The following is a 22,787-nucleotide window of genomic DNA, read 5'->3' on the forward strand; positions in this document are numbered from 1 at the left end:
TAAAAATGTAGAGTTTTTAATGAATCTCCAATCGGTGATTTATTGTAATGCTTAATACTACAAAAATTAAGGAGGAGAGACATGATTTACGTGTCTTTAATCGTAGCATTTATTGCAGCGATCATACTTACTCCGCTTGTGAAGCGATTAGCGTTTCGTTTAGGCGCTGTAGATGCCCCGAACTACCGTAAAGTGCACGCTCGTATTATGCCGCGACTAGGTGGTTTAGCCATATATGCTGCATTTATTATTGGGGTTCTACTATTAAAATTAGTGACGAATTTCCAAAGTGATTATTTATATGCGATTTTACTTGCTGCAACAATTATTGTTGTGACAGGTATCATTGACGATATGCGAGAAATTTCTGCTAAGGCAAAATTATTAGGACAAATTGTTGCTGCCTGCATCGTCGTATTTGGTGGCGGCATCCAAATTGAGAATATTAATTTACCATTCGGTGGAGAACTGGAATTCGGCTGGTTAGGAATTCCATTCACAATTATTTGGATTGTTGGTATTACAAATGCGATTAACTTAATCGATGGGCTTGATGGACTAGCTGCAGGTGTATCAACAATTGCTTTAATGACATTAGCAGTAATGGCAATGCTTATGGGTAATGGTATTGTTATCGCATTGGCTGCAATTTTGGCTGCTGCAACAATCGGATTCCTATTCTTCAACTTCCACCCGGCAAAAATCTTTATGGGGGATACAGGTGCATTGTTTTTAGGATTTATGATTTCCGTGCTTGCATTATTAGGTTTTAAAAACGTAGCAGTTATTTCATTCGTTATCCCGGTTATTATGCTGGGCGTTCCGATTTCCGATACATTCTTCGCAATTGTGCGTCGTTTACGCAGCGGTAAGAAGTGGTCAGATCCGGATAAATCACATTTACACCACCGTTTATTGGATTTAGGATTCTCACATCGTCAAACGGTGATGATTATTTATGCGATGGCTGCAATGTTTGGTCTCGCTGCTGTTATATTCTCAATGGCAAAAGTTTGGGGTGCTATTTTACTAATTGCTGTTATTTTAGTGGCAATCGAACTTTTTGTAGAAATTATCGGCCTGGCCGGCAAAAACTATAAACCATTGCTCAACTTAGTACGTATTTTTAACAAATGAAAAGATTTTCTGAACAAGTAAATGGACTAGTTCCATTTGCTTGTTTTTTTTATGAAAAAAAACCAACCTCACAGCAATTAGCGAGGTTGGTCAGTTTTATTCTGTATCCGAATAAGATTTCGTTGTATAAGCGGAGTCTGTTTGTGAACTTGCACTTGAGAGGTTTGTTGATTCAGGACTTAGCCCTAAATGACTTTGTAAAACATGACTTACTTCGTCAAGTGCTTCTTCATTTAATTTGTAGTAATAGATACCGGTCGACATATCATCATAACCTTCTAAAGTTAATGTATCGATGCGCGGCATTCCATTTGTTAAATAGCTGAAGAACGATTTCATCTCAGTGAAACTCATATCAGTTTTCATATTGTCGCTCACTGCTGAAAGGAGATCATCATATTTAGTAATGGATTTAAATGAAGCTGCTTCGGTAGCGATCGCTTTAATAATTTCCTGTTGGCGTTTTCCGCGTTCTATGTCATTGTCTTGCTTACGTGTACGGGCTAACGCAAGCGCTTCACGTCCGTTCAAGGTTTGCAAGCCTGGTTCTAAGTTGATTGTTTTACGGTCGAATTCATCCATTTCAAGCATAGCATACGGAACTTCGGCTTCAATACCGCCCAATGCATCGATAATCTCGATGAAGGCATTAAAGTTCAGACGCACATAGTAATCGATTGGTATATCGAATAATTCTTCAACCGTTTCAATAGTAGCGAGCGTGCCACCGCGCGCATGGGCGTGATTGATTTTATCTCTGTAACCGATGTGTGGAATATATACATAAGAATCACGTGGGATACTTACTAGTTTTACCGTTTTCGATTTATTGTTTAAAGTAGCAAGCAATAGGGCGTCTGTACGGGAATTATCTGCACCTTGATCGCGCTTTTCACTATCATCGACACCTAAAATTAAAATGGATACATTGTCTGTTGCCGGCTCAACTTTTACTTCTCTTTGTTCGGAAATTTTACGGTCCTCGATTTCTTCAAATGCATTGTTTGCAGCATGTTCGGCTTGCTTTGTCAAATAGACACCGTATGCTGTTGCACAAATTACAAGAGAAAGAGTCAGAAGCGTTGTAACTTTAAGAAACAACCTGAATTTCGAAGAGCCTTTCTTTTTATTTTGCCTTGTTTTCATAAAAATTCTCCTCTAGGTTAGGGATAGGTTACTATATTTAATTGTTTATTATAGTTTGTATTGAATCTTATCTAATATACTACAATCTACTATTGTCGTAAAGTGACGAGAATATATATATTTATGACGTATATTCGACATTAATCCTTTAAAAATTCGATAAAAAGCGCATCTTTTTGTGTAATTACCGCCTGGCCGTTTGTCAGTTCTGTCATCCAGTCCATAAAAATTTGCTTTTCTTCCTTTAATACATGTACATAAATTTCTACATTTTCGGCATACTGAATATCATGTAGAGGGTAGTGGGAACCGCGTATCTCATTTTCTATTTTCCCCAACCACACATAATCAATCGCAATTTCCATTAAATAATGCAATTTTCGCTCGACAACTTGTGCAGCGGCGATTCCTTCTGTTGTGGCTTTGCTATAGGCACGAATTAAACCGCCGCCACCAAGTTTAATCCCGCCGAAATAGCGAGTGACGACAACAACCGTATCTTTTAAACCTTGTTTTTTTAGAACTTCTAACATAGGGACGCCTGCTGTACCACTTGGTTCCCCGTCATCATTCGCTTTTTGGATCTGGTCATGCTCCCCGATCATATAGCAGGAGCAGTTATGGGTTGCCGATGCATGCAGTTTTTTTATTTTATCTATAAAGAGAATCGCTTCTTCTTCTGTCTCAGCGCGTTCTACATAAGTTAAAAAACGTGATTTAGATAGAATGATTTCCGATTCTCCGTAACCTTTTACTGTAATGTAGTTATTTCTCATTAACGATTCTCCTTAATATTACAATTTGATTTCAAATTTGTGGTTATAATTTAACTTAAAAAATGATTTACTCATGATATAATATATATGTACTATATTAGTAGGTTGCAAAGCAAAAAGATAGAGTAGTTCGCATTCTGACTAAGTAAGGTGGGGAAAAAGTGCTAGAAAACAATCAAATAGACATCGCCTCGCTTGATGTAATATTTAATCGAATGTTGGAAACTATTACAAGTTCGAAAGATGATGTATTTATTATAAGCGAACAAAGCCGCAGAAACTTTGAAGAGATGCAACAAGAGCTGGAAGTTGTGCGTCATGAAATAAAGATTATAATAGATGAAAGCGATAACTTGGAAAAGTTGCTTCAATTATCAAGACAGCGATTAGTCGTTGTAAGTAAAAGTTTCAATAATCATTCAGAAGAGCAAATACGTGCCGCTTATGAAAATACAAGTAATTTACAATTAAAGGTCTCCCTTTGCCGGGAGCGTGAAAAGCAGCTAAGAGATAAGCGTGACGATTTGGAAAGACGCCTGCGCACACTTTATGATACGATTGAAAGAGCGGATCATATCGTAAACCAAGTGAATGTTGTGATCAATTTTTTGACGACCGATCTGAAAAATGTCGGGGCAGCACTGGAACAGGCAAAAATCAAACAGGATTTTGGCATACGGATTATCGCGGCCCAGGAAGAAGAAAGAAAACGATTATCGCGTGAAATTCATGATGGGCCAGCACAAATGATGGCGAATGTGCTGATGCGTTCGAATTTAATTGACCGCACTTTCCGGGAAAAAGGAGCCGACGCCGCTTTAAAAGAAATACATGACTTGAAAATAAGCGTTCGCAATGCCTTATCCGAAGTACGCCGCATTATTTACGATTTACGTCCAATGGCACTCGATGATTTAGGTATTGATCCGACATTGAAAAAGTATTTATCCACGATTATGGAATATAATCCAGGTGTTGAGATACAGTTCCTTTCATACAATAACGAGCGCAGAATCCCTTCAGATTATGAGGTGGCCGTTTTCCGATTAGTGCAGGAAAGTGTAAACAATGCACTGAAACACGGAAAACCGAATTTGATTATTGTTAAACTGGAGTGGTTATGTGACGAAATTAATGTTGTGATAAAAGATAATGGGGTTGGATTTGATACAGAAAGCGTTCGTGAAGGGTCATTCGGTATTATGGGAATGAGAGAAAGAATCGATCTGCTGAAAGGTTCTTTGAAGATTAGCAGCAGCATTGGTAAAGGCACAACGATTTTAATGAAAATTCCATTGCCGACAAAAGATGAAGAGATAAGATAGCAGAATTCCAGGGGGTTTCGAAATGACAAAAATTATTATTGTAGATGATCACCAATTATTCCGTGAAGGGGTAAAACGTATTTTAGATTTTGAAGACACATTTGAAGTTGTTGCTGAAGGTGATGACGGCACAGCTATTTTGGATTTATATGAACAAAACGAACCGGATGTCGTGTTAATGGATATTAATATGCCGGGCAAAAACGGTGTGGAAGCGACAGCTGATCTAATCGCTGTATATCCGGATGCAAAAGTAATGGTTTTATCAATCCATGATGATGAGTCGTATGTAACTCACGCATTAAAATCAGGTGCACTTGGCTATATGCTGAAAGAAATGGATGCCGATGAAATTGTTGAAGCAATCAAAGTTGTTTCCAACGGTGGCTCTTACCTGCACCCGAAAGTAACGAAAAATCTAGTTGCGGAATTCCGTCGTCTATCAGAGCATGAAAATAAAGGTAATTTCCATCAAACAGAAATTCGCCGTCCATTCCACTTATTAACGAAGCGTGAATGTGAAGTGCTTCAATTATTAACGGATGGCCAATCGAACCGTACAATCGGCGAGACATTATTCATCTCGGAAAAAACGGTTAAAAACCATGTATCAAGTATTCTGCAGAAAATGAATGTTAATGACCGTACACAAGCAGTTGTAACAGCAATCAAAAACGGCTGGGTAGAAGTACGTTAATTACATATTAAACGGTAAAACAAGGATGCGATAGTTGTATCCTTGTTTTTATTTTTGCATATTATTGCCGATTAATAAATAGTTTTAACGGTGTATTCTATGAAACATCTGTGAACAAGTTTCGTCCTAATGTTTTGAAGGTGTAAGCGAATAACTCGCACATCGAACTTTTATGCGGTTAAAGCTGCAATGGGTCGGCATAAAAAACATCATCTCGTGCTATTTGGCACAAGATGTGTTTTTCTAATATTGTGTGCTAAAATGTTTTGCGGGAGGTTGTAAATTATGAAAAAATGGTTGGTAGCTGTACTTGCGGTTTTTGTACTGGCAGCTTGCGGGAATGAACAAGAAGCTTCACCTGAAAATCTGCAGAAAACAATCGACGAAGGTACTGTAGGCTTTGAAATGATGGGTGATTCAATTCAGGAAGAGGCAGATGTCCCGGAGGAAGAAAAAAATAATATTATCACTGCTTTTAATGAATATATTGCAGCCTTTAATGAAAAAGATTTAGAACGTTATAAAAATATAATTTCAAAAAACGCGACAGGTTTTAATTACGAAGAAGATATTGCAGCGGTTTCCGACGTCTTCAATCAGTATGATGTGAAACGCACGGCCGATGACATTACGATTGTAAAATACAGTGGTGATGAAGCCCAAGTATTTTCCAATTTAAAGACAGAAACGAAAGAAATCGATACAGGAACAGAACTATCCGGTGTCGGCCGCCAAGTAACAGTATTGAAAAAGGAAGACGGCTGGAAAGTTTCGAGTATCTATTATATCGGCAGCGAATAATAACCTGTCTTCTATAATATATATAGTAAAAACATCTTGAGGATTGATGCGAGGGCACAGAAGGAGAAAAAACATTCTTTTAATAAGACACTCCAGTTGATTGGAATGGAGGCGGCGACTCCTGCGGGAACAGCACGTGCGGAAAATCCAATGATCTGCCCCTCCGTTTAGGCGCAGATCATTTAGTTGGAGCCGTGCCCGCGGAAAGCGTCCGCCGCAATGGAAATCAACGGCATCGAAGAAAAGGGCATGTTGGAACGAATTTTCGTTCCAACATGCCCTTCCTTATAATTGAATGACTTTTTCAGTGTCCTCGATTGATGCGGAGATGTTTTTTTATATAGCACCGAGTTTCTAAAAGTGGGAAGTCCCTATAAGAAAGGCAAATTACCGTTCACAATTATAGTGAGTTCATGTAAACTAGTGAACATAGGAGAGTGGGAGAGCGATGAAAACAGCAATTGTTACAGATAGTACAGCCTATTTAACACTTGAAGAACGAAATTCGTACAATGTCCATATGATTCCTCTAAGTGTTAACATTGAAGGAACATTTTACGATGAAGAAATTGATATTACAGCTTCGGAATTTTACGACCGTGTTCGCGGTGCAGCGGAGTTTCCAAAAACAACGCAGCCATCTGTCGGAAAATTTGTCGAGCTTTATGAAAATTTAGGAAAAGATTATGATGAAATTGTAACGATTCACTTATCAAGCGGAATTAGCGGAACGTTCCAAGGTGCTGTCCAAGCGGGCGCAATGGTGGAAGGTGTCAACGTTCACGCATTTGATTCGGAAGTTGCAGCCTACCTGCAGGGTTTGTATGTGAAAGAAGCCGCAAAGCTGGCGTTGGATGGCGCATCTGGCGAACAGATAATGGCCCATTTAAATGAATTAAAGGAAACGCGGGATGTCTATATTATTGTCGATGACTTGCAACACTTGCAACGTGGCGGCAGACTTTCTGCAGCCGCAGCATTAATCGGCGGACTGCTGCAAGTTAAACCGATCTTGACGTTCCAGAATAAAGTAATTGTTCCGTTCGAAAAAATCCGTACACGCAAAAAAGCACTACGCCGAGTGGAAGAACAGCTTGCTTCAGCAGTCGAAAAGCATGGCGCTCTTCAGGCAACCGTCATTCACGGTAATTGCGAAGAAGAAGCAAGTGAATGGATGAATTCTTTAGCAGCCGCTTACCCGACAGTTGATTTCACGCTAAGCTATTTCGGACCGGTAATCGGTACACACTTAGGTGAAGGTTCAATGGGAATCGGTTGGATTAAGAAATGATGATTTAGGCTAACAGTCACTACTTCTAAGGGAGAGTGGCTGTTTTTGTTTGTGGTTGGAAAGTAGAAGAGAAAGACTAAAACGAAATAAAGGAGCGAAAATTATGTTAACAACATCAGCAAAAAAACGTTATCGACTACTCAAACCATACTGTATTTCAAGCAAACAAAATCACCCAATCCATACGAGTTATTTTGGTTTTATCCCTGAACCTGCAATGGTAAATTTCTTCACAGGTCGAATATGGCCGCGCAACTACACACCATTTCCTCATGAAAAAATCGAAACCTATACCGGTCGTGGCTATTTTGAAACGGTCCCCGCTGTCATGACAAAACCTAAACTGATTTGCCGTCGTTGTCTAAATGAACAAGCACATAAATTCATTTCTTTTCACTGTGCGAAGTGTCAAAAAATCTGCCATTATTGCCGGCACTGTATTACGATGGGGCGAATGTGCAGCTGCGATGAACTGATTCTGTGGAAAGGGGCGGAAAACAGGAAGCGGAAGACGCAAGTTCAGTTTGCCTGGAGCGGCAATCTGACAGCACACCAGAAAAAAGCGGCAGATGAACTTGCCCAAAGTATTTCACAAAACAGAAATCACCTATTGGAAGCGGTTTGCGGTGCAGGAAAAACCGAGATTCTTTTTGCTGCAATATACGATTCACTGAAAGCAGGAAAAAGAGTTTGTGTGGCCACACCAAGAACGGATGTCGTCTTGGAGCTGTATCCTCGTTTTCAGCAGGTGTTCCGAAATATTACGATTCACGCGCTATACGGAGGTGCAGAAATCAGCACACAGTTTGCCCCGCTTATTCTGGCGACAACACACCAGCTGTACCGGTTTGAGCATGCATTTGACGTCATGATCGTTGATGAAGCAGATGCGTTTCCGTACACGTATGATGAGGCACTGCAGCGTGCGGTACTAAAAGCGAAAAAACCGGATGCCCCGATTGCATTCGTGACAGCAACTCCGTCAAACAAATTGCTCCTTCAGCAAAGAAAAGAAAACTGGGGCTGCTCATTTATCGCAAGAAGATTCCATGGTCATCCTTTACCAGTCCCGAGGTTCCAGTCGCTTTGGAATTACGAAAAAGCATTTCAGAAAAATAAAATCCCCCAAAAGCTTCAAGCTTGGGTCAAGCAAAGGCTCCAGAAAAACGAGCCATTTCTCATCTTCTTTCCGACAATTGAACTTATGGAACAAGTTACACCCCTATTCCAAAAATTAGAACCTACTATTGAAAGTGTCCATTCCGAAGACGCTGACCGGAAAGAAAAAGTCCTGCAACTGCGCAATGAAGAGCGGAAAGGTTTGTTGACGACTACGATATTGGAGCGCGGTATCACAATTAAAAATGTCCAGGTCGCAGTAGTTGGTGCGGAAAATCCGTTCTTCACATCCAGTGCGCTTATCCAAATTAGCGGAAGGGTTGGACGAAATGTGCAGTATCCTACGGGGGATATCGTATTTTTCCACCATGGCATCACGATAGAAATGGACCGGGCACGCAATAAAATAGTGGAGATGAACCGCCATGAATAAACAAATTCTCAATTGTCTCTTATGTGATCGCGAACTTCAGCAAAGCATTGGCTGGAAAGAACTGCTCCTGAATACACTGCCTCAAACGATTTGTCCCCGCTGTGAACAACGCTTTCAACGAATCGAGCAGCAACAGGAAGATGGAGTGGTATCATTATTCCATTATAATGAAGCAATGAAAGATTATTTGCATCGCTATAAATTTCTGCACGATGTCATTCTTGCAAAGGTATTCAACAAAATCCTCAACGAACAGCTCAAAAACGAAACCCGGCTCATTATTCCGATTCCGATGCATCCCGAAAACTTGAAACTAAGAACGTTTCCCCATATCGATGAATTGTTGAAAGCGGCGGATATCTCGTTTGCCCACCATTTAACAAAGCTTTCTACTGGGCAGCAATCACTTAAAACGAGAGAAGAGCGACTAAATACGCCGCAACTTTTTGAAGTCACCGATCCTTCTGCAATAAAAGATAAAAATTTACTCGTTGTTGACGATATTTATACTACAGGGACAACATTAAACCATGCAAAAAAGGCGCTGCTCGAAGCCGGTGCGAAAACAGTGGACGGATTTACATTAATCCGTGGGTGAAATTAGAACCTATTAAGATGTTGGGAAGTTGTCAACAAAGTTATCGAATTTATTTGTATAATAAACGGAAGTAGATTTTAAGAGAAGGAGGGCTTGGAATGGCGGAATTAAGAAATTGTCCGGAATGTAATGCTTTTTTTAACTATACTGGCGTGAGGGATGTTTGCCATAACTGTGCACAAAAAGAAGAGGATTTGTATCAGGAGGTATATCGTTTTCTTCGTAAGCGTGAAAACCGTGCAGCAAATGTTGACCGCATTGTAGAGGCAACAGGAGTTCAGCGTGACTTGCTTTATAAATGGGTGCGAAAAGGGCGTTTACACCCGGCGATGTTTCCGAACCTTGGATATCCATGTGATAACTGCGGAAAGATCACAAATTCGGGGAAGCTGTGTGAAAAATGTCAAAATGAGCTAAAATCCGAGTTGCGAACATTTGATGCCGCAAAAGAGTTTCGCGATGATATTGAACGCCGTGAACGTGCAACATACCTTTCCGATAAAAAATAATTGTCTAAAACGGAGTCGTTTAAATAGGACTTCGTTTTTATTTTCAGTAAAATGAGCATAATAATATACTACATTAGTCTGGTTTTTTCCGATTATGCTTAAACATCAGCTAAATCAGTCGAAATATAATGTAGACGAAGCTTTTAACTTTATTCAGCTGAAGGAAGTTTTAGCCCCGGACGGAAGTCGAAGGTTAGGCAGGGATTTATTTATATAAAAGAAGTCATCCTAAAACCGTCGCATCGCGCGATAAAGGATGACTTATCCACCTTGTGTGGACCTGAAGCCGAATCGAGACGTAACTGATTTTAAGAGGAGGTCTATAAATATGAAGATTAATCCAATAGGTTTACAAGCGATCAATAATTACAATAAGCAAGCACGTCCTGTGAAAACTACAGAAACTCCAAAAACATTTGCAGACCAGATCGAAATTTCAACAAAAGCAAAAGAAATGCAGGCAAACTCGACCTATGCAAATGAACGTGCCGAACGTGTGAAAAAAATCAAGGAAGATATTGACTCAGGAAATTATAAAGTAGACGCAAAGCAGATTGCTGAAGACATGCTTAAATTCTACAAAGGCTAATCACATAAATTTTATGAGCAAGGGAGGGCTTACTACATGTCAATTGCCAATATTGTCGTCACGCTGGAAAAGCTAGAAAAAATGCATAAAAGTCTGCTCGAACTAGCACTTGCGAAAACAGAATACATTAAGCAAGGTGATATGGAAAAGCTTGATCAGCTCATCAAAAATGAGCAGTCACATGTAGCGGCGATTAACACAATTGAGCAACAGCGTCAGGTGATGGTAACGGATTACCTCCGAGCAAAAGGAATTGCTCTCACTGACACACCATCTGTTGCCGATGTAATAACGGCCGCTGAAAACAGCGAATCTACTCAAAGCTTGGTCAGCGTACGCGAACGTTTAGTCGAGTTGCTGAACCAATTAAAGATGCAAAACGATTTGAATCAGAAACTGGTCATGAATTCACTGCAGTTTATTAACATTACATTGGATGCAATGCGCCCGCAGCAAACAGAGCAGTTCAATTATTCCGGTGCGCAAATACGCGGGAATACAGAAGTGGCGAAACGGTCATTCAATGAATTTAAAGCCTAATCGCATGTAAGCTTCCGCATGCTGCGGAGGCTTACATGCGATTTTTTATAGGAAGAATAATCTGGATTCTATCATCTGGGTGAAAGCAGATACTTAAGCAAATTTTGTTATAACATACTAAAAGGGAGGTCCTGCAATGCGTTCAACATTTATGGGACTTGAAGCAAGCAAGCGCGGTCTTTTTACACAGCAATCAGCACTTTATACAACGGGACACAATATCTCAAATGCCAATACAGATGGCTATTCGCGTCAGCGCGTTAATATGGAAACAACTCCAGGATTCCCGAGTCCGGGTTTAAATACAGGTAAAACAGCGGGGCATATCGGAACAGGGGTACAGGCACATTCTGTCCAGCGAATTCGAGACAGTTTCGTAGATCAGCAATACAGACAGGAAACGCATAAACTTGGATACTGGCAGACAAGATCGCATTCTATCAGTCAGCTAGAAGATGTGTTGAATGAACCATCTGACTACGGGTTGGCTGAATCAATGAATGAGTTATGGAATTCCCTGCAGGATCTGAATGTCCGTCCGGAAAATGGCGGAACGCGTGCAGTTGTCGTACAGCGAGGAATTGCAGTAGCAGATTCTTTCCATTACATGTTTAACTCGATTAAAAAAATCCAGGACAATGCAGGTGCGGAAATCGGCATTCAATTAAGAGATGCGAACTCGATATTGAAACAAATTGGCGATTTAAACGCCCAAATCCAAACAATCGAACCGAATGGCTATATGCCCAATGATTTATATGATGCTCGTGACAGTTTAATAGATGAGCTTGCGACACATTTCCCGATTGAAGTAAAACGTTCGGAAAAAGGCTCAGGCGGGAATGCGCTGGCAATTGCAGAAGGTCCGATTAATGTGAATCTATTATTGAAGGATGGCACGAAAGTAAACTTGGTGAACGGCAAAAATTATGCGCAGTTCCAAACGACAGGTGCAGCAGATGGCGTGACACCTGTAGGAAATATGACAGCTATTTCTGTCGGTGGTACTTCGATTAATGTAAATAATCTAAGCGATCTCGGAAAATTCAAATCGCTTGTCAATTCCTATGGCTACAAAGACTCAAATGGCGTTGAAGCAGGTATGTTCCCGGAAATGATCGACAAATTGAATGACATGGCGAAAGCTTTTGCGGATGAGTTCAATGCTATTCATAAATCAGGAACAGATTTAGCTGGAGCTCAGGGAGTCGACTTCTTTGTACAAAAAGGGACACTGAATCCGAATGATATTACAGCAGCTAATATCTATGTATCAGAAACGATCACGAAAGATCCGAACAAAATTGCTGCATCCGATTCACCGGAAGTCATCGATCCGGCAACGGGGCTTCCTGATCCAACTAAGGCGGAAGCGGGTAACGGTAAAAACGCCCTGCTGCTTGCTAACATGAAGTTCAAAACATTAGGTGATCTTGACAATTTAAGTGTTCAAACATACTTCGAAGGTTTAATCGGCCAGCTCGGTGTAGACGGTCAACAGGCAACGCGTCTTGAATATAATGCAGGGACACTTCAGCAGGCGGTGAAAGAACGCCGTGACTCGGTAAGTTCTGTATCGCTCGATGAAGAAATGACAAATATGATCACATTCCAGCAGGCATACAATGCCAATGCCCGCATGATTACCGTAATCGATGAAACACTCGATAAAATCATCAACGGCATGGGCCGCGCCGGATTATAGGAGGTAGACCGAAATGCGTGTGACACAATCAATGCTTTCAGGCAATATGCTGCGTAATTTATCAAACAGCTATGAAAAAATGGGAAAACTGCAGGAGCAGGTGAACACAGGAAAAAAGGTGAACCGTCCATCAGATGACCCCGTTACTGCTATGAAAGGTATCAACTACCGTGCTGAGCTGAATAATGTGGAGCAATTTGCCCGCAATATCGGTGAAGCACATAACTGGCTTGATACGACAGATGATACATTCGATAAAATAGGTTCAACGATCCAACGTGCTAATGAACTGATGGTACAAGCTTCATCTGATACGATGACAGCAGACGACCGTAAGAAAATCGACAGTGAGCTACAGCAGATAAGAGAACACATTCAAAACTTGGCGAACACTAAAATCGGCGACCGCTATATTTTCAGCGGGACAAAAACAACGACTCCACCCTTTGATGGCGAAAATTTTGTAGACGATCCAGCTTTTACAAAACCGATAGAAATTGAAGTGTTTAGCGGAATTATGCTGCCGATTAATAGTACTCCCATCGATGTATTTAAAGATATTGATAAAATGTTGGAAGATATCAGTACAGCGATTCAAGTTGGTGCATCTGGTAGCGAACTAGGAGCACATTTATCGACAATTGATACCAACATGAACAAGCTCCTTGAAACAAGAGCAGGAATCGGTGCACTTCAAAACCGTGTAGAATTAATGGACACACGCCTGCAGTCGCAGGAAGTAATCGCAACAAAGCGCATGTCGGAAAATGAAGACATCGACTATGAAAAAACGATTACGCAAATGATTACCCAGGAATCGATTCACCGTGCCGCCTTATCGGTAGGGGCAAAAATTATTCAACCAACATTAGCAGACTTTTTAAGATAATGAAAAAGCGTTTGGACACATTGTGCCAAACGCTTTCTTTAAAGGGAGGGACAATATGAATATCCCGCAAATACAATTACAGACAACAAGAGGACAAATAGGACTGACAACACAAAGAGCGGTCCAGCAAATCGAACAGCCAAAAGCCGATTTGGATCTTCAGCAGCCGAAAGCTGAAATGTCAATTCGTACAACGAAATCGGAGCTATCCATTGATTCGGTTGAAATGCGAGAAAGCCTTGATTTAATGAGTTCACGCAGCCGAACAGCCGAAGTTGCCCAATACAGTAAGCAAACGGCAATGGAAGGATTGGCAAGAAGAGTACAAGAAGGCATCGAGCTCATGAAAATTGAAAACGGTAGGAACCCGCTTGCAGAACAGGCAAAAAGAACCGGAAGACAGCCGTATTCCGGCTTAGGAATTAAATTTATCCCGCAAGCCGATAGCGTAAAAATAAATTTTACACCCAGTTCAGCAGATATTCAGGTGGAGCCGCAAAAAGTGATTAATAATACAAAAATAAACAAGCCAATCCATAACTACACACCGGGGAAAGTGAATGTGGAAATGCAGCAATACCCGTCCTTAAAAATTGATTGGCTTGTATAAAGGAGAATACGATGAAAATTACAACTGCTTATATTGGTGAAGTCGAAATCAACCCATCCCAAATCATTAAATTTGAGCATGGTTTACCTGGTTTTGAAGAAGAAAAGGAATTTATTCAGCTACCATTGTCAGAGGGGAACGTGTTCCAGGCGTTGCAGTCCCTAAAAACCCAAGAACTGGCATTTATTATTACAACACCGTATGCAACCGTAGCTGATTACAGCTTTGAACTAGACGAAGCTGTCATTAAAGCGCTGGATATTAAAAGCAGTGAAAAAGTTGCTGTGTTTGTCCTTGTATCACTAAAGGACTCACTTAACACCTCAACAGTAAATTTAAAGGCGCCGATTATTTTAAATATTGAAAACCGAAAAGCAAAGCAGATTATTCTGGAAGAAGACTATGCCATCCGACACCGGTTAGTCGCAGAAAAAAAGGAGGGATGAACACATGCTCGTACTAACACGAAAAGTAGGCGAAACAATCTGGATTGATGAAGAGATTGAAATCATTATTACGGAAGTCAAGGGCGACCAGGTGAAGGTAGGCATCCGGGCACCCCGGCATGTGGACATCATCCGAGGGGAGCTAAGGAAGGATATTTCCGATTCGAATACGGAGGCAGCGGTGAAGGATTTATCGCTGCTTGATAAGTTGAAATAAAAAAGCAAAAAATTTAAAAAAGCTATTAAACAAATTATAGTTTGACCGATATTAATAGTGTCAGCAAGAGAAGCCAGACCGGCCGGCTAACTTCTCTTCTACATAAACAAAATTTGCCCACAAGGAAGTGGGTCAAACATTCCAGGGAGGAAATCATAATGAGAATTAATCACAACATTGCAGCACTAAATACACACCGTCAATTAAACACGGCGTCTACTGCTCAATCTAAATCAATGGAGAAATTATCTTCGGGCTTACGTATTAACAAAGCTGGAGATGACGCTGCAGGTTTAGCAATTTCAGAAAAAATGCGTGGACAAATCCGCGGTTTAGATATGGCTTCTAAAAATGCTCAAGATGGTATCTCTTTAATTCAAACTGCTGAAGGTGCATTAAACGAAACACATGATATTCTTCAACGTATGCGTGAATTAGCAGTTCAGTCTTCAAATGATACCAATACAGATACAGACCGTGATGAGCTTCAAAAAGAAGTAGACCAGTTAGCTAATGAAATTACACGTATTGCAGAAAATACTGAATTTAATACGCAAAATTTATTAGGTGGTAGCTTCGAAAACAAAGTATTCCATATCGGGGCAAATGACGGACAAAATATTAAATTGTCAATTGGAGAAATGTCTGCCCATGCATTAGGAGTTTCAGGTAAGGTAGAAGGTTTAACAGCATCAACTGCTGCAGCGGATATTGCCTTATTTAAATCAACTGCTAATGCAGATATAAGTGCTACTGCAGTATTAAAAGATGAACATGGGAATATTCATGCAGTAAGTTTAGATGGTAATGATAAGGATGCTACATGGTATCGTTTAAGTGATATCCGTGTAAATACTACTGATGATGATTTAGAAGCAAAACCAGGTGCAACAGCATTAACTGCTTCTGAAAATGCTGATGATACTGATTTAATTGATCTTGACAGCGGTAAAGCAGGTATTGACATTTCTACTCAAGGATCTGCGGATGCTGCAATGAAATTAATTAATGATGCAATTGAAACAGTATCAGCTGAACGCTCTAAACTCGGCGCAACTCAAAACCGTTTAGAGCATACAATCAACAACTTAAACACATCTTCTGAAAACCTAACTGCTGCGGAATCTCGTATCCGTGACGTAGATTATGCTTTAGCTGCCTAGGCAGTGACAAGCACAGTCGTCCTAGCTGGTAACGGCTAGCGATTATTATCGGGTGAATTGCTGGAAACCCCTTAGAGCTTTTCTTACCACAACGTAGTTGGAAACGACAGGCGTGAAGGTTTGAAAAAAGAAAAGATTGGGCAATCAGCAGCCAAGCTCCTGTCTCAAAAGAGTGGAGAAGGTTCAACGACTAGGATAGACCATCTAAAAGCATAGCTCATGATGATGAAATCCATAGGTGATACAATGTCCATCAGCATTGTGAATCCGAAGTGCCCGACCCCTACTAGATTGCTAGAGGGTGAAGATATAGTCTGGTCATTTATGAAAGTAAATGTTCGCACGATGGCGAAAGAAATGATGGAACAAACTAAGAATTCAATTCTTTCTCAAGCTGCACAAGCAATGTTGGCTCAATCGAATCAGATGCCTCAAGGAGTTTTACAACTTTTGAGATAATGATGAGAAGGGCGTCTTACTTGGTAACGGGTAAGATCATCACTGGGTGAATTGCTGGAACTTCCTAAAGCTTGATCAACTACAACGTAACTGGAAACGGTCAGCGTGAATGTTTGAAAATGATTGAGATCTAACAATGGATAATCAGCAGCCAAGCTCCTGTAAGGAAACTTTGGAGAAGGTTCAACGACTAGGATATACGGTCTAAGGCATTTGCTATGACAATGAAATCCGTAGGGCAGCAACAGCTGTTCGAAGTGCCCAGCCCCTAAACATTTAGGGTGAAGATATAGTCTATTCTGTACTCGAAAGATACAGTCGCAAAGCAAGCGAACCAACAACCACAAGGCGTATTACAATTATTACGTTAATTTTCATAACAAAAAAGACTCTAGCCATGCTAGGGTCTTTTTTTAATAGATAAAAGTAAAACTGGAAAATTATAGTAAGTTATTTTTCCGGAGTTCTTTGATTTTATAAACGACTGACCAATACGATCGACCTAAGGCATTAGCAATTGATTGCTGTGTCTTTTTTTCATGAACCAAAGAAATAATCTTAGCGATTTCATCGTCACTATAATTTCTGAATCTTTCGTGGCTTGATGTGCGTACTTCATAATGGGGGTATATTTTAGAGAGCAATTCTGTTTCTTGCTGTAAACGCCACATCCAATCGAGTTTATATTCCATGCCATTACAAGATTTTACATATGGCTTTATTAGGTTCAAAAAATGAAAAGTTTTTTCAACAGATGTAAAACGCAAAATAAAACCATGACCGTCTTTCCGTTTATTAATTGAGAAGTCGAGATGAAATCGTTGGGTAAAATGTTGTTGCAATTGTTCAAGCTGCTCTTTTGGATAATTTTGTAGATACAGAAAAATATGAGGGGTTAAATAAATTAGTTTCTTATTATGATTAATACGTTTAGAAATTGATAAAGAGCCGTCATCCAGGTAAAGAACAGCCAAAAATAAGGGGTGTGTACAATAAGTTAATAGTTCTGTAGGGATTTTTTTTGACCCCGTTGCGTCATAAAAATATGGATATAATTTTGTGAACATAGGAAGAGATGCAGACCGTAAAGTTTGACTTTTAGGAGTGATATAAAAAATTTCAGGTAACAAAGATTGCTTCCAATATCTATAAGGTTCCTGCGTTTTACCATAGTGTTCCCTATAGCTATTATTTTTCCGTCTTGTGCCAGGGTAGCATTTCGTTATTTCCCCATCAGCTATGATACTAGCTATTAAAACATTGCGCTGTATATCAGTAAGTGCTTCAAGCCACTTCATGGAAACTACCTCCCAATTATATCAATTAAACGAGAACGTGTATTCTATTATATAATATGCGTAAAGGTTAATCTAATAAAGATAGTAGGAATGTTGGGATTTCCTGCACCGGGTGCATACACAATAAAATTTCATTCTTCAATGGGGGAGATGAGCGCATTATCCAAACGATTATGAAGGAGCTGAAGGAATTATGAAACAGGATTTTACGAATTGAAGCGTTGACGGAACAAGTTCGTCAATTAACGAAAGTCTTATGCGGCTCTAATCCTCCAGCTAATTTAGCTTGTGATTGTTGTCTCAGTGAAATGGTAGAATTCAGTTCAACGATGGTACGTGAAGAAGCGAAATTTATTCCAGCGACGTTGAAACATGTACAACATTTTGAACATGCTTATGAGTTCAAAGCGCACATGTGCAAAATAGCCAGTTAACCGAAAAAATTTCAGCTAACTGGCTATTCGTCAAGCGTACCGTAAAGGGGCACTCTTTTTATATTTTAGGCTTACGTTATTTATTCGTAATAACCTTCAGTTGATTTAATAAGTGTTTTAAATTGATCGGAGTCATGTCCAAACCAGATTTCAGAGTTATTTTCATTTACGAATGAGCGAATACGTTCAACTGTATGGTTATAAATCTTCTGCACCGGGTGCACACACAATTCACTACAATTTATAAATATACACTAAAAAAACTAGAATACGCTTATTTTCACTAGCCTCCCATTAAAATAATCCAAAGTGTTCTATTAAACTGGATTTTCTGCACCGGGTGTACAAATATTTTGAGGTGAAGTTGCATATTAGCCCAATTTGTAATTGCTGTATCACATAATACAATAACAATATGCCGATGAGTTTTGCATTACAGTCTGCTCGGTTTTGCCCATGTTTTTGGCGAAAAATGTCTATGTCCCTACATACGAAGGAAGTCCCCTCTCTATACACTAAAACAATATTCCACCGAATTTCCTACACCGGGTGCACACACAATTCACTACAATTTATAAATATACACTAAAAAATCTAGAATACGCTTATTTTCACTAGCCTCCCATTAAAATAATCCAAAGTGTTCTATTAAACTGGATTTTCTGCACCGGGTGTACAAATATTTTGAGGTGAAGTTGCATATTAGCCCCATTTGTAATTACTGTATCACATAATACAATAACAATATGCCGATGAGTTTTGCATTACAGTCTGCTCGGTTTTGCCTATGTTTTTGGCGAAAAATGTCTATGTCCCTACATACGAAGGAAGTCCCCTCTCTATACACTAAAACAATATTCCACCAACTTACTAACAGTCAGCCCCGATTGCTGGCGTATCGTGGCAAGTGTATATCTATGATTTTCCTCAATGATAATCTGATAGCTTTTCATAGGTTGTTCCGTACTCCGAAAGGTTTTAAAGGTATCAAAAATGAAATCATTGCAAATGCTGCCCGTTTCATCAATTAGTAGGGTATTCAATTTATGGAGCTGCTCATTAATTTCATAAGTTGGGTTAATAAGTTTGATTTTTTCAGGCAAGTAAATGGAAGTTCTTTTGGCAATTGCTTTAATGGGTTGTGCCGCCAGTGCTTTTCTGTTCATGGATTCATGTAGCCAAGGGGAAATAAGGTGCAGAAAATAAAAAATTTGAAATTGATCATACAGAATAAGACGGTTTTGGCCGTCTCTATGAAACCGTAAGTGAAACTTATTAAACAAATAGTGTAAAAGCCATGTATTTTCATCTTCTGAAAAACTGTCGGTAGATAAAATAATTTTTTGTGCAACATTATTCACGATTTTCAAATGGCCATCATCCTGATACCACCAGGCAAGCGCCTGTTCGTTCAGATAGTGTTCGAGAAAATTGAGAGGCAACTTCTTATTTCCGTTAGGGTACCATCGCTCGTATAATTCTGAAATCACAGGGCTCGTTCTGGACTGCACAAAGAAGCTTTCAGAATACCCTTTTTTAAGTCGTGAATCATTTACTTTTTTGTAGACAGGCGGATTAAGCGGTAAGAAAGGCTTTAGCAGTTCATAGCAATGATTTGTCCACTCTAAATCCTCAGCTCTGTGCATAAATTGGAATCTTGCTTTCCTGTTTCCTTGTTTTGTCATCGAACCATCTCCTAATAATTTGCCGCAAATAAAATGGAAGAAGTCATTTTCCTCTCTCATAGTTTTCACCCCTTATAAAATAAGAACGTATATTCTATATTGTAGCATGGTTGCCTAATATACTGCATTTAATATTCACTTAACTAAAAACGAAATGGGGTTTTCAATTAACATAATATAAATAAACTTTCATAGCTAAGGATCAATAACATCTGGATTATTATTGTTTTTTGATTTTCCTGCCCCCGGTAAAAAACAGATTGCTTGGGAATTACTGTGGTATTTATGTCAGAAAATTGCTATAATATAATTGCCTACTATTTAAGATGATAGGGAATAATGTTTGAAATTTGCTATTAATAAGTTTGAGAAGCTTAGAGCGAATAGACTAAGTAAAGTCTGAATAAGACAGCTTAGAAAACACTGCGAATATGCTATCTCAAATGAGAATTGTATGGAAATTTGCACGATAATTCCTCCATTCAGATTTAATAGATATTCAATTCCATTATAACAAATCAGTTTTTTCCCAGCGGTTCATTGAAGAAAAAATGGTCATATTCTTTGAACCTATGACCGAAGCGCAGAAAAGCAGTTTTACAAGAGCTGGATTGTTGCTTTATCTGCTCTGAGAAAAAGGATGGTTATATGACTAAAAAAGATAAATTTAAGGCAAAAAAATATCTCCACTTTGACAATAGAATTGAATTTAAAAATGTTGAAAGCTATGTTACGAATCAGAATAAGATATCGAAACATAGCTTTTTTCCATTAATTCACTATACGATTGAATATGAAATGTATAATGAAGATTATATAGATGCAAGAGACGACAAACGACCAATAAAAGAAAAGACACGGGATATCATGTATGCATCGCACTTAGATAATTTTATTTATAAATATTATGGTGAAGAACTTAATAAACAATATAATGAGTGGTCAGCCAGGCATTTAATAGATGATTGCTCAATCGCATATCGAGATAATAAATTAAGGAAGAGTAATATTGATTTTGCTGCAGAAGTAATCAATATGATTCGAATGTTTAAAGATTGTTTTATAATGGTTGGTGATTTCGAAAAATTCTTTGACCGTTTAGATCATGCTTTTTTAAAAGAAAGAATAATGGACGTATTAGACGTGAAATTACTTTCAGAGGATTGGTATAAAGTTTTCAAGTCCATTACTCAATATAGTTATATTGAGAAAGATTTTTTAAATTTGAAATTAGGTACTGATCGAGAAATCAAAGCTAAGCGTCAATTTAAATATTTTGAAACATTTAAGGATTTCCGTAATTTCAAAAAAGAACATAGATGCGTTAAAAGGAATATAAATAATTTTGGAATACCTCAAGGGAGTGCAATCAGTGCAGTATTTGCAAATGTTTATACAACGATATTTGATAAAAAGGTTAAAACTTTAGTAGATAAATACAGTGGTATTTATAGACGTTACTCAGACGACTTCATATTGATAGTACCCAAAGATATCTGTGGGAAACGTATTGATGTAGATGAATTTATGAAAATCGTAGAAAAAACCTATCAATTTATTATAGAGGAAAAATTGCATATTCAAGAGGAAAAGACACAACTATTTGAAATTAATGCCTCAAATATTATTAATTTAAGTGATAAAACAAACTGTAAAATCGATTATTTGGGTTTTGTATATGATGGGGAAAATGTTGCTATGCGGAGCAAGAGCCCATATAAATTTTATAGGAAAGCATACAAATTGATTGATCAAGCAAAAAAAATTAAAGCAAAAAAGGGACTTAAGCGAATTCCGTATAAAAGAGATATTTATCGATTATATACAGATTTGGGCGTGAATTGCGGGGATTATGGGAATTTTATAACGTATGCAAAAAATTCACAAAAAATATTTAACGAAGTTTCACCTACTACAAATAACCTAATGCTACAGCAGATTAAAAACAGGAAAGGAAAATAGAAAAAAGAATGGGCTATAGATTGCATGTTAAGAGAAACTCATAAAAACAAATGCCATAATATGCGTATACTGCACGGGTGCACAAACAATTTAGGGGAAGAGGAAAAAGGGCATTCATAATTACATGCAGCAAGGTTCCTTAATTCATCAATTGTTCTAAGTTGATGGAGTGCAAATGCAGAGTTGAGCATAGGTACAGCGTTTTATAGTAATCCAAATTTGAAGGAGGATTTTATGAATAACGAAGAAGAGCGGGCATTTTTGGAAGCCCAGCTGCAGTGGATCAAACAGCGAGATGCGGTGCTTGCGCAAATTGAAAAGAAATTGTATGAAATGAAACATATCGCCGAACAAGTAGCAGCAGATGAAACAGCTTTGCTTGAAAGTCAAAAGCATCGATTAAACGAACGTTTTTTGCAACTGAAGGATGAGGTAGCTGAACTGGAAAATCAGCTGCGAATTTTTTACAATTGAGGAACGCTAGTAAAATTATTTCATCAACTGTCAAACGCCCTAAAAAAAACGAATTTCCAGCCGATAAAATACATAACAAGGAAAGTCAACGGGAGGGGTACAAATGCGAATTGATGGAACGAGTATTTCAATGCCGAACACGACACAGCAGTCGGGAGAAGGACAACCACCGCGTCCTGTACAGACGGATATCATTACCCAGCAAAGTCAACCAACAGTAGAGAAAATAGACACGAAAGAAAAACTGAATCAGGCGATTGATTCAATGAATGAGTTTTTTACAATTAATAATAGTGAATTGAAGTTTGTTTTTCATGAAGGATTGGATACGTATTATGCACAGCTTATAAATACAGAAACTGAAGAGGTTATCCGCGAAATTCCCTCTAAAAAAGTGCTGGATGTGTTTTATGAAATGCAAAAGCTCGTAGGAATGATAGTCGATAAAAAAATTTAGTGCCGGCCGTAATATTGCCAGGCAAAA

At 38.8% G+C, this 22,787-nt stretch carries 24 protein-coding genes and 1 pseudogene; 20 read left to right on the top strand and 5 right to left on the bottom strand.

Features of this window, described 5'->3' with window-relative positions:
- Positions 1-81: 81 nt before the first annotated feature.
- Positions 82-1,137 (top strand): glycosyltransferase family 4 protein, encoded by a 1,056-nt coding sequence (locus tag MKZ25_RS03375; protein ID WP_340800140.1) that lies wholly within the window; start codon positions 82-84, stop codon positions 1,135-1,137.
- Positions 1,138-1,233: 96 nt separating this feature from the next.
- On the opposite strand, the gene MKZ25_RS03380 is transcribed toward MKZ25_RS03375, so the two are convergent.
- Positions 1,234-2,283 (bottom strand): LCP family protein, encoded by a 1,050-nt coding sequence (locus MKZ25_RS03380; protein ID WP_340800141.1) that lies wholly within the window; start codon positions 2,281-2,283, stop codon positions 1,234-1,236.
- A gap of 140 nt (positions 2,284-2,423) precedes the next feature.
- Positions 2,424-3,059 (bottom strand): YigZ family protein, encoded by a 636-nt coding sequence (locus MKZ25_RS03385; RefSeq protein ID WP_340800142.1) that lies wholly within the window; start codon positions 3,057-3,059, stop codon positions 2,424-2,426.
- Between the two features lie 161 nt (positions 3,060-3,220).
- Between MKZ25_RS03385 and MKZ25_RS03390 the strand changes: the two genes are divergently transcribed.
- The 16 genes from MKZ25_RS03390 (at position 3,221) to MKZ25_RS19845 (ending at position 16,450) form a co-directional block, all read left to right on the top strand.
- Positions 3,221-4,384 (top strand): sensor histidine kinase, encoded by a 1,164-nt coding sequence (locus MKZ25_RS03390; RefSeq protein WP_340800143.1) that lies wholly within the window; start codon positions 3,221-3,223, stop codon positions 4,382-4,384.
- A 22-nt stretch (positions 4,385-4,406) separates the two neighbouring features.
- Complete coding sequence (locus MKZ25_RS03395; RefSeq protein WP_340800144.1) at positions 4,407-5,081, top strand: response regulator transcription factor; 675 nt, start codon at positions 4,407-4,409, stop codon at positions 5,079-5,081.
- A gap of 285 nt (positions 5,082-5,366) precedes the next feature.
- Entirely contained in the window at positions 5,367-5,882 is a 516-nt protein-coding gene (locus MKZ25_RS03400; protein ID WP_340800145.1) for a nuclear transport factor 2 family protein, read from the top strand.
- 448 nt (positions 5,883-6,330) lie between these two features.
- Complete coding sequence (locus MKZ25_RS03405; protein ID WP_340800146.1) at positions 6,331-7,173, top strand: DegV family protein; 843 nt, start codon at positions 6,331-6,333, stop codon at positions 7,171-7,173.
- A gap of 100 nt (positions 7,174-7,273) precedes the next feature.
- Positions 7,274-8,725, top strand: a complete 1,452-nt coding sequence (locus MKZ25_RS03410; RefSeq protein ID WP_340802964.1) for a DEAD/DEAH box helicase — start codon at positions 7,274-7,276, stop codon at positions 8,723-8,725.
- Entirely contained in the window at positions 8,718-9,323 is a 606-nt protein-coding gene (locus MKZ25_RS03415) for a ComF family protein (RefSeq protein ID WP_340800147.1), read from the top strand. The genes MKZ25_RS03410 and MKZ25_RS03415 overlap by 8 nt, the downstream gene beginning before the upstream one ends.
- A 98-nt stretch (positions 9,324-9,421) precedes the next feature.
- Positions 9,422-9,832 carry a TIGR03826 family flagellar region protein gene (locus MKZ25_RS03420; protein WP_340800148.1) on the top strand — a complete coding sequence of 137 codons (411 nt, stop codon included), beginning with the start codon at positions 9,422-9,424 and terminating at the stop codon, positions 9,830-9,832.
- A 328-nt stretch (positions 9,833-10,160) separates the two neighbouring features.
- Entirely contained in the window at positions 10,161-10,421 is a 261-nt protein-coding gene (gene flgM / locus MKZ25_RS03425) for a flagellar biosynthesis anti-sigma factor FlgM (protein WP_340800149.1), read from the top strand.
- A 36-nt stretch (positions 10,422-10,457) separates the two neighbouring features.
- Positions 10,458-10,961 carry a flagellar protein FlgN gene (locus MKZ25_RS03430; RefSeq protein WP_340800150.1) on the top strand — a complete coding sequence of 168 codons (504 nt, stop codon included), beginning with the start codon at positions 10,458-10,460 and terminating at the stop codon, positions 10,959-10,961.
- 136 nt (positions 10,962-11,097) lie between these two features.
- The gene (gene flgK, locus MKZ25_RS03435; protein ID WP_340800151.1) at positions 11,098-12,666 is read left to right on the top strand and encodes a flagellar hook-associated protein FlgK; all 1,569 of its coding nucleotides are present in this window, start codon (positions 11,098-11,100) and stop codon (positions 12,664-12,666) included.
- Positions 12,667-12,679: 13 nt separating this feature from the next.
- The gene (gene flgL, locus MKZ25_RS03440; RefSeq protein ID WP_340800152.1) at positions 12,680-13,555 is read left to right on the top strand and encodes a flagellar hook-associated protein FlgL; all 876 of its coding nucleotides are present in this window, start codon (positions 12,680-12,682) and stop codon (positions 13,553-13,555) included.
- 55 nt (positions 13,556-13,610) lie between these two features.
- A complete protein-coding gene (locus MKZ25_RS03445) occupies positions 13,611-14,165 on the top strand; it encodes a DUF6470 family protein (protein WP_340800153.1) in 555 nt (184 codons plus the stop codon).
- Positions 14,166-14,176: 11 nt separating this feature from the next.
- Positions 14,177-14,611 (top strand): flagellar assembly protein FliW, encoded by a 435-nt coding sequence (fliW, locus tag MKZ25_RS03450; protein WP_340800154.1) that lies wholly within the window; start codon positions 14,177-14,179, stop codon positions 14,609-14,611.
- 4 nt (positions 14,612-14,615) lie between these two features.
- Positions 14,616-14,828, top strand: coding sequence for a carbon storage regulator CsrA (csrA, locus tag MKZ25_RS03455; protein WP_340800155.1), 213 nt, complete (start codon positions 14,616-14,618; stop codon positions 14,826-14,828).
- A 158-nt stretch (positions 14,829-14,986) separates the two neighbouring features.
- Positions 14,987-15,991: a flagellin N-terminal helical domain-containing protein gene (locus MKZ25_RS03460; RefSeq protein ID WP_340800156.1), complete on the top strand. Its 1,005-nt coding sequence runs from the start codon at positions 14,987-14,989 to the stop codon at positions 15,989-15,991.
- A 219-nt stretch (positions 15,992-16,210) separates the two neighbouring features.
- Positions 16,211-16,450, top strand: coding sequence for a flagellin (locus MKZ25_RS19845; protein WP_445326850.1), 240 nt, complete (start codon positions 16,211-16,213; stop codon positions 16,448-16,450).
- A gap of 440 nt (positions 16,451-16,890) precedes the next feature.
- On the opposite strand, the gene MKZ25_RS03470 is transcribed toward MKZ25_RS19845, so the two are convergent.
- The 3 genes and pseudogenes from MKZ25_RS03470 to MKZ25_RS03480 form a co-directional block, all read right to left on the bottom strand.
- Positions 16,891-17,748: a DNA endonuclease gene (locus tag MKZ25_RS03470; protein WP_340800157.1), complete on the bottom strand. Its 858-nt coding sequence runs from the start codon at positions 17,746-17,748 to the stop codon at positions 16,891-16,893.
- A 514-nt stretch (positions 17,749-18,262) separates the two neighbouring features.
- A pseudogene (locus MKZ25_RS03475) lies at positions 18,263-18,385 on the bottom strand (N-acyl homoserine lactonase family protein); the annotation flags it as partial.
- Between the two features lie 636 nt (positions 18,386-19,021).
- Positions 19,022-19,927 (bottom strand): endonuclease, encoded by a 906-nt coding sequence (locus MKZ25_RS03480; protein ID WP_340800158.1) that lies wholly within the window; start codon positions 19,925-19,927, stop codon positions 19,022-19,024.
- A gap of 588 nt (positions 19,928-20,515) precedes the next feature.
- On the opposite strand from MKZ25_RS03480, the gene MKZ25_RS03485 reads away from it, so the two are divergent.
- From MKZ25_RS03485 to MKZ25_RS03495, 3 genes are all read left to right on the top strand, one after another.
- Positions 20,516-21,829, top strand: a complete 1,314-nt coding sequence (locus tag MKZ25_RS03485) for a reverse transcriptase domain-containing protein (protein ID WP_340800159.1) — start codon at positions 20,516-20,518, stop codon at positions 21,827-21,829.
- A gap of 234 nt (positions 21,830-22,063) precedes the next feature.
- Positions 22,064-22,303: a hypothetical protein gene (locus tag MKZ25_RS03490; RefSeq protein ID WP_340800160.1), complete on the top strand. Its 240-nt coding sequence runs from the start codon at positions 22,064-22,066 to the stop codon at positions 22,301-22,303.
- A gap of 103 nt (positions 22,304-22,406) precedes the next feature.
- Positions 22,407-22,760, top strand: a complete 354-nt coding sequence (locus tag MKZ25_RS03495) for a flagellar protein FlaG (RefSeq protein WP_340800161.1) — start codon at positions 22,407-22,409, stop codon at positions 22,758-22,760.
- Positions 22,761-22,787: the final 27 nt, after the last annotated feature.

This window comes from Solibacillus sp. FSL W7-1464 (assembly GCF_038004425.1).
Lineage (GTDB): Bacteria > Bacillota > Bacilli > Bacillales_A > Planococcaceae > Solibacillus.

What these genes read in the sequence shown, in the direction of transcription:
- MKZ25_RS03375 (WP_340800140.1), top strand. Translation starts at nt 82, where the DNA reads ATGATTTACGTGTCTTTAATCGTAGCATTTATTGCAGCGATCATACTT.
- MKZ25_RS03380 (WP_340800141.1), bottom strand. Translation starts at nt 2,283, where the DNA reads ATGAAAACAAGGCAAAATAAAAAGAAAGGCTCTTCGAAATTCAGGTTG.
- MKZ25_RS03385 (WP_340800142.1), bottom strand. Translation starts at nt 3,059, where the DNA reads ATGAGAAATAACTACATTACAGTAAAAGGTTACGGAGAATCGGAAATC.
- MKZ25_RS03395 (WP_340800144.1), top strand. Translation starts at nt 4,407, where the DNA reads ATGACAAAAATTATTATTGTAGATGATCACCAATTATTCCGTGAAGGG.
- MKZ25_RS03400 (WP_340800145.1), top strand. Translation starts at nt 5,367, where the DNA reads ATGAAAAAATGGTTGGTAGCTGTACTTGCGGTTTTTGTACTGGCAGCT.
- MKZ25_RS03405 (WP_340800146.1), top strand. Translation starts at nt 6,331, where the DNA reads ATGAAAACAGCAATTGTTACAGATAGTACAGCCTATTTAACACTTGAA.
- MKZ25_RS03415 (WP_340800147.1), top strand. Translation starts at nt 8,718, where the DNA reads ATGAATAAACAAATTCTCAATTGTCTCTTATGTGATCGCGAACTTCAG.
- MKZ25_RS03420 (WP_340800148.1), top strand. Translation starts at nt 9,422, where the DNA reads ATGGCGGAATTAAGAAATTGTCCGGAATGTAATGCTTTTTTTAACTAT.
- flgM (WP_340800149.1), top strand. Translation starts at nt 10,161, where the DNA reads ATGAAGATTAATCCAATAGGTTTACAAGCGATCAATAATTACAATAAG.
- MKZ25_RS03430 (WP_340800150.1), top strand. Translation starts at nt 10,458, where the DNA reads ATGTCAATTGCCAATATTGTCGTCACGCTGGAAAAGCTAGAAAAAATG.
- flgK (WP_340800151.1), top strand. Translation starts at nt 11,098, where the DNA reads ATGCGTTCAACATTTATGGGACTTGAAGCAAGCAAGCGCGGTCTTTTT.
- flgL (WP_340800152.1), top strand. Translation starts at nt 12,680, where the DNA reads ATGCGTGTGACACAATCAATGCTTTCAGGCAATATGCTGCGTAATTTA.
- MKZ25_RS03445 (WP_340800153.1), top strand. Translation starts at nt 13,611, where the DNA reads ATGAATATCCCGCAAATACAATTACAGACAACAAGAGGACAAATAGGA.
- fliW (WP_340800154.1), top strand. Translation starts at nt 14,177, where the DNA reads ATGAAAATTACAACTGCTTATATTGGTGAAGTCGAAATCAACCCATCC.
- csrA (WP_340800155.1), top strand. Translation starts at nt 14,616, where the DNA reads ATGCTCGTACTAACACGAAAAGTAGGCGAAACAATCTGGATTGATGAA.
- MKZ25_RS03460 (WP_340800156.1), top strand. Translation starts at nt 14,987, where the DNA reads ATGAGAATTAATCACAACATTGCAGCACTAAATACACACCGTCAATTA.
- MKZ25_RS19845 (WP_445326850.1), top strand. Translation starts at nt 16,211, where the DNA reads ATGATGATGAAATCCATAGGTGATACAATGTCCATCAGCATTGTGAAT.
- MKZ25_RS03470 (WP_340800157.1), bottom strand. Translation starts at nt 17,748, where the DNA reads ATGAAGTGGCTTGAAGCACTTACTGATATACAGCGCAATGTTTTAATA.
- MKZ25_RS03480 (WP_340800158.1), bottom strand. Translation starts at nt 19,927, where the DNA reads ATGAGAGAGGAAAATGACTTCTTCCATTTTATTTGCGGCAAATTATTA.
- MKZ25_RS03485 (WP_340800159.1), top strand. Translation starts at nt 20,516, where the DNA reads ATGACTAAAAAAGATAAATTTAAGGCAAAAAAATATCTCCACTTTGAC.
- MKZ25_RS03490 (WP_340800160.1), top strand. Translation starts at nt 22,064, where the DNA reads ATGAATAACGAAGAAGAGCGGGCATTTTTGGAAGCCCAGCTGCAGTGG.
- MKZ25_RS03495 (WP_340800161.1), top strand. Translation starts at nt 22,407, where the DNA reads ATGCGAATTGATGGAACGAGTATTTCAATGCCGAACACGACACAGCAG.